The organism is Streptomyces sp. SID10853, assembly GCF_010548145.1.
GTDB lineage: Bacteria > Actinomycetota > Actinomycetes > Streptomycetales > Streptomycetaceae > Streptomyces.
Window position 1 is genome coordinate 1 of sequence record NZ_JAAGLN010000320.1, and the last position, 6,394, is coordinate 6,394.

The window sequence follows — 6,394 nt, forward strand, 5'->3', positions numbered from 1 at the left end:
CTCTCCGCGGGCCGCCCGGACCGGGCCGCCCTGCTGCTCGCCCCCTGGCGGGAGGTGTACGGCGACGCGCTGCGGCTCGAAGCGGTCCACCACGGGCTGAGCGGCACAGGACCCGGCTCGCTCAGGCTCGCGGCCCGCACGCTCGGCTTCGCCGCCGAGCAGGGCGTACGGCCCGTGCTGACCAACGCCGTCCGCTACGCCGACCAGGGGCAGGGCCCGGTCGCCGACGTCCTCGACGCCGCCCGCAGACTGGTGCCCGTCGACCCGCGCAAGGGCCTCGACAGCGGGGAGCGCTGGCTCAAGGACGCCGGTGAGATGTTCCGTACCGCCGAGCGGATCGCCGAGGCGGCCGGCTTCCGGCGGGACACCGCGCACCGGCTGATCGACGAGACCCAGGCCCTGGCCGCCTCGTGCGCCGTCGACGCCGAGGACGACCTCGGCATGGGCACCGTCCACTTCCCCGAACCGCGGCTCGTCGGCGCCGCGCACCGCACCGCCCAGCGGGTGCTGGCCTCCCGCAGCGCCGCCGGCATGGTGCTGCGCGGCTACGACCGCAGACGCGAGTACTGGGAGCGGATGCACCACGAGCTGGACATCATCGCCTTCCACGGCCACGCCTCGTACTTCCTGACCGTCGCCCGGGTCGTGGACGACGTGAAGGAGATGGGCATCCGGGTCGCGGCCCGCGGCTCCGGTGCGGGCTCCCTGGTCAACCATCTGCTGGGCATCGCCAACGCGGACCCCGTCGAGCACGGACTGCTGATGGAGCGCTTCCTGTCCCGGCACAGGCTCGCGCTGCCCGACATCGACATCGACGTCGAGTCGGCCCGCAGGCTCGACGTCTACCGGGCGATCATCGGCCGCTTCGGCGCCGAGCGGGTCGCCGCCGTGGCCATGCCGGAGACCTACCGGGTGCGCCATGCGATACGGGACGTGGGCGCGGCCCTCTCCATGGACCCGGCGGAGACCGACAGGCTCGCGAAGGCGTTCCCGCACATCCGCGCCCGCGACGCACGTGCCGCGATGGCGGAGCTTCCCGAACTGCGCGCCGTGGCCGAGGAGTCGAAGCGGGACGGCGGGAAGTACGGACGACTGTGGGACCTGGTCGAGGGGCTCGACGCGCTGCCCCGCGGAATCGCCATGCACCCGTGCGGAGTGCTGCTCTCGGACGCGTCCCTGCTGCGGCGTACGCCGGTGATGCCGACCAGCGGTGAGGTCCCCCACAGCCTTGAGGGCGTGGGAGGTGCCCCCATCCCGATGTCCCAGTTCGACAAGGAGGACGTGGAGGACCTGGGGCTGCTCAAGCTCGATGTGCTCGGGGTGCGGATGCAGTCCGCGATGGCCCACGCCGTCGCCGAGATCGGCCGGGCCACGGGCGAACGCCTCGACCTGGACGACCCCGCGCAGGTGCCCGCCGGCGACCCCGCGACATACGGGCTCATCCGCTCCACCGAGACACTGGGCTGCTTCCAGATCGAGTCGCCCGGCCAGCGCGACCTGGTGGGGCGGCTGCAGCCCGCCACCTTCGACGATCTGGTCGTCGACATCTCGCTCTTCAGGCCAGGGCCGGTCGCCGCCGACATGGTGCGGCCCTTCATCGAAGCCCGGCACGGCCGCGCGCCGGTGAGCTATCCGCACCCCGACCTGGCGGAGGCGCTGAGCGCCACCTACGGGGTCGTCGTCTTCCACGAGCAGATCATCGAGATCCTGCGGATCATGACGGGCTGCGGCCGGGACGAGGCGGACCAGGCGCGCCGCCGGCTCTCCGACCCCGAGTGGCAGGGGCGGATCCGCGCCTGGTTCGCCGGGGCGACGGCGGAGCGGGGCTATGCGCCCGATGTCATCGCCCGCACCTGGGAGATCGTCGAGGCGTTCGGCGCGTACGGCTTCTGCAAGGCGCACGCGGTGGCCTTCGCCGTGCCGACGTACCAGTCCGCCTGGCTCAAGGCGCACCACCCCGCGGCCTTCTACGCGGGGCTGCTCACCCATGACCCCGGGATGTACCCGAAGCGGCTGCTGCTGGCGGACGCACGGCGGCGCGGGGTCCCGGTGCTGCCGCTGGATGTGAACCGGTCGGCGGTCGCCCACCGTATCGAACTGGTGTCCGGTACTTTGGGTGTCCGGCTCGCGCTGTCCGACGTCCACGGCATCAGCGAGGCCGAGGCCGGACGGATCGAGGCCGGGCAGCCGTACTCCTCACTGCTGGACTTCTGGCAGCGCGCCAGGCCGGGCAAACCGGTCGCGCAGCGGCTCGCGAAGGTCGGCGCGCTGGACGCGTTCGGCGCGAACCGCCGGGATCTGCTGCTGCACATCTCCGAGCTGCACACCGGGCCGCGCCAGGGCCGCGGCAGATCCGCACACAGCGGCCAACTCGCCCTGGGCGAAGGGCGGCAGACTGCCTCGGCCGGGCTGCCCGACCTCAGCGACACCGAGCGGCTCAGCGCCGAACTCGGCATCCTCGGCATGGACTCGTCGCGCCATCTGATGGAGGACCACTACGCCTTCCTGAAGGAACTGGGCGCACTCTCCGCCCGGCGGCTGCGCTCCGCCGAGCACGGGCAGAGCGTCCTGGTCGCCGGGGCCAAGGCCGCCACCCAGACCCCGCCGATACGCTCCGGGCGCCGGGTCGTCTTCACGACCCTGGACGACGGCACGGGCCTGGTCGACCTCGCCTTCTTCGACGACAGCCACGCCGCGTGCGCGTACACCGTCTTCCACTCCTGGCTGCTGCTGGTGCGCGGAGTGGTGCAGCGGCGCGGGCCGCGCAGCCTCAGTGTGGTCGGCTCGGCGGCCTGGAATCTGGCCGACCTGGTGGAGCTGCGGCGCACCGGCGGCCTCGATGCCGTCGCCGCCGCGCTGGCCGCGCCCGCACCGGACGGCGCCGGGGACGCGGAGCAGCCGGACAACGGCCGCCGTATCCAGCTGTCCACCGGCTACGAGATGAACCCCTGGGCGGACCTCAGGCCCGCCGGGGACCCGAACGCCACCGGGCGCAAGCTCTGGCACTCCAGCCAGGGGAGCGCGGGATGATCCTCTCCGTACGGTTCACGCCCGAGGCGCTGCCGCTCGGCCTGATCGAGGACCTCACCCCCGTCGTCCAGGCGTTCCCGCCCGACGCCGCGCTCATCGATGTGCGCGGCGCGCAGCGGTACTTCGGGCGGAGCGCCACCGAACTCGCCGCGCTGCTGCGGGTGCGGGCGCTCGCCCACCACGGCCTCGACTGCGTGATCGGGGTGGGCGCCAATCCGCTGCTGGCCCGGATGGCCGCGCGGGAGGCCCGGCCGGGAACGACCCTGGTGGCCGGCGACGCCCGGACGTTCCTCGCGGACAAACCCGCGGCCGCGCTCCAGGGGGTCGGGCCGAAGCTGGCCCTCACCCTCTGCTCGTACGGACTCGACTCCATCGGCAGGATCGCCGCCGCGCCCCTCGCCACGCTCCAGCGGATCGCCGGAGCGCGCGCCGGGCGCGAACTCCAGGAGCGGGCGCGCGGCATCGACCGTACGCGGGTCGTGCCGAACGCAGCAGCCCGCTCGGCCTCGTCCGAACGGTCCTTCCCGCGCGACGAACTGGACCGCGACCGGCAGCGCGGTGCGCTGCTCTCGCTCACCGGTGAACTGGGGGCCCGGATGCGCCGCGAAGGGCAGGTGTGCGGCTCGCTGACGCTCACCGTGCGGTACGCCGACCGGTCCACCACCGTCCGCGGCCGCACCCTGCACGAGCGGACCGCGCACTCGGCGGCGCTCACCGCCGCTGCGTACGCGATCCATGACTCGCTCGGGCTGCAGCGCGCCAGGGTGCGCGGGATCGCGCTGCGCGCCGAGGGGCTGACACCGGCCGAGCACGCCGCCCATCAGCTGATGTTCGACCCCACCGACGACAAGGCGCGCCGGATCGAGGAGGTCGCCGACCGGGCACGGGCACGGTTCGGGCCCGGGGCGATCGTGCCGGGGACGCTCGCGGCGCAGGACCGGCGACACACGCGCCGCGCGGGCCGGCCGGTGCGGCGGACCGCTGTACCGTGACCGCGAAGATCGTTCTCTGATCTTCCATCAGTTCTTTACTGACGCGTAACTTCCCCCGCTACCTTACTCGTGCGTAAGTTGGCGTCAGCAGAACACTCTTGTGGTCCGGGCCGCAGGGCGTACACCCGTCGTCACTCCCTTGAGTCGCAAGGAGATCACTCGATGATGCCCTGGAAGCGCGCGCTCGGAGCCATCCCCGCGCTGGCTCTGGCGGTCACCGCCGCCGCGGTCCCCGCCGCAACGACGGCGCAGGCCGCCGCCCCCAGCAGCGGATGGAACAACTACTCCTGCAAACCGTCGGCGGCCCACCCCCGGCCGGTCGTCCTCGTCCCCGGGACCTTGGGGAACTCGACCGACAACTGGCTGGTGCTCGCCCCGTACCTGGTCAACCGGGGGTACTGCGTCTTCTCCCTCGACTACGGACAGCTGCCGGGCGAGACACTCTTCGACGGGCTCGCCCCGATCGACCAGTCGGCCGGCCAGCTCTCCGCCTTCGTCGACAAGGTGCTCGCCGCGACCGGAACCGCGAAGGCCGACATCGTCGGCCACTCGCAGGGCGGCATGATGCCGAACTACTACATCAAGTTCCTCGGCGGGGCGGCCAAGGTGAACTCGATGACCGGCATCGCCCCCGACAACCACGGCACCACTCTCTCGGGACTCACCAAGCTGCTGCCGTACTTCCCCGGCGCCGCCGACATCCTCAAGAAGGGCGCACCGGGCCTCACCGACCAGGTGGCCGGCTCGCCGTTCATCAACAAGCTCAACTCGCTGCCCGACACGGTGCCGGGAGTGCACTACACGGTCATCGCCACCAAGTACGACGAGGTGGTCACCCCCTACAAGACACAGTTCCTCAGCGGATCCGACGTCAACAACGTACTGATCCAGGACAAGTGCGCCGCCGACCTCTCCGAACACGTCACCATCGGCCTGACCGACAAGATCGCGTACCACGAGGTCGCCAACGCCCTCGACCCCGCGCACGCCACCCCCACCACCTGCGCCTCCGCGGCCGGTTAGACGGGCCTCCCTCGCTCCCCCCCCGGGCGGGAGGGAGTGAGGGAGCACCGGGGGGCGGCCGGGTGACGGTCGGAACGGGTTGTATACGGACGCGCCGGGGCCTGCCGGCCGGGCGGCGCGTCCGCCGTACGGCCATGAACTGCCCGTACACCGCTCGGAGATACACGTGTGTTTCACCGGGCATGTGATCAGCCGGATTGCCGGTGGGAGCTGAGAGCATCGGATCCATGACGATCAACTGGGATGCCGCCGCCGACACCTTCGACGATGAGGCCGACCACGGCCTGCGTGACCCCGGGGTGCGCGACGCATGGGCGGCACGGCTGACGAGATGGCTGCCGGGGGAACGGGCCGAGGTCCTGGACGTCGGCTGCGGCACCGGCAGCCTCGCCCTGCTCGCCGCCGGGCAGGGGCACCGGGTCACCGCGGTCGACCTCTCCGCCCGGATGGCCGACCGGGCGCGGACCAAGCTGGCCGGCCAGGACGCCGAGGTGCTGGTGGGCGACGCGGCGCAGCCGCCCGTCGGCGAGCGCACCTTCGACGTGGTGCTGGCCCGCCATGTGGTGTGGCTGCTCCCCGACTTCGAGGCGGCGCTCAAGCACTGGTGCTCACTGCTCAACCCCGGCGGCCGACTGGTACTGGTGGAGGGCGTCTGGGGCGGCGTGGGTCTCTCCGCGGGCCAGCTGATGGCGGCCCTCGACCCGCTCACCGAGTCCGTACACCACGAACTGCTCTCGGCCGACCCCGCACTCTGGGGCAAGGAGGTCGACGACGAACGGTACGTCCTGGTGGCGCTGACCTGACGGGGAGCCAGCCGAGGGGCGGGGCCGGGCCAGCCGCCTCTCCTTTTCGGGCGGGTGGCGCCGGGGCGGTGGACGGCCGTGGGGGAGAATCGAAGGGTGACTCTGAAGATCGCCATTGATACGGATGCCGCCACCGCCCCCTACGAGCAGTTGCGGGCCCAGATCGCCGGGCAGGCGCGGTCGGGGAAGCTTCCTGCCGGGTACCGGCTGCCGACCGTGCGGGGGCTGGCCGAGGAGCTCGGTCTCGCCGCGAACACGGTCGCAAAGTCGTACCGGGCGTTGGAGGCGGACGGGGTGATCGAGACGCGTGGACGCAACGGCACCTTCGTGGCGGCCGCCGGTGACGCGGCGGAACGGGAGGCCGCGGAGGCGGCGCTGGCCTTCGCCGAGCGCGCTCTCCGGCTCGGTCTCGCTCCGGACGCCGCTCGCACCGCGGTCGATGACGCGCTGAGGGCGGTCTACGGGAAGTAGGCCCGGGCAGCCGGCGAGTCCGGCAGTGGCAGGCCCCGTGGCTGGGCGGTGCGCGGAGGGGCGCGGCCCGTGCCG

4 protein-coding genes and 1 pseudogene are annotated in these 6,394 nt (G+C 72.7%); all 5 read left to right on the forward strand.

Going from position 1 to position 6,394, the window contains the following annotated elements; translation table 11 throughout:
* Positions 1 to 3,030: DNA polymerase III subunit alpha (gene dnaE / locus G3I19_RS33445; RefSeq protein WP_164267466.1), on the forward strand; the 3,030-nt coding region annotated here is incomplete at its 5' end.
* On the forward strand, positions 3,027 to 4,022 hold the full coding sequence (locus G3I19_RS33450) for a helix-hairpin-helix domain-containing protein (protein ID WP_164267467.1): 996 nt from the start codon (positions 3,027 to 3,029) through the stop codon (positions 4,020 to 4,022). The genes dnaE and G3I19_RS33450, both read left to right, overlap by 4 nt.
* A 162-nt stretch (positions 4,023 to 4,184) precedes the next feature.
* Positions 4,185 to 5,045, forward strand: coding sequence for an alpha/beta fold hydrolase (locus G3I19_RS33455; RefSeq protein ID WP_164267468.1), 861 nt, complete (start codon positions 4,185 to 4,187; stop codon positions 5,043 to 5,045).
* Between the two features lie 227 nt (positions 5,046 to 5,272).
* Positions 5,273 to 5,839, forward strand: a pseudogene (locus G3I19_RS33460) (class I SAM-dependent methyltransferase); the annotation flags it as partial.
* Positions 5,840 to 5,944: 105 nt separating this feature from the next.
* Complete coding sequence (locus tag G3I19_RS33465) at positions 5,945 to 6,319, forward strand: GntR family transcriptional regulator (RefSeq protein ID WP_164267470.1); 375 nt, start codon at positions 5,945 to 5,947, stop codon at positions 6,317 to 6,319.
* The last annotated feature ends 75 nt before the right edge of the window (positions 6,320 to 6,394 follow it).

Excerpts from the sequence above, each read along its gene's own strand:
- G3I19_RS33450 (WP_164267467.1), top strand. The coding sequence starts at position 3,027 with ATGATCCTCTCCGTACGGTTCACGCCCGAGGCGCTGCCGCTCGGCCTG.
- G3I19_RS33455 (WP_164267468.1), top strand. The coding sequence starts at position 4,185 with ATGATGCCCTGGAAGCGCGCGCTCGGAGCCATCCCCGCGCTGGCTCTG.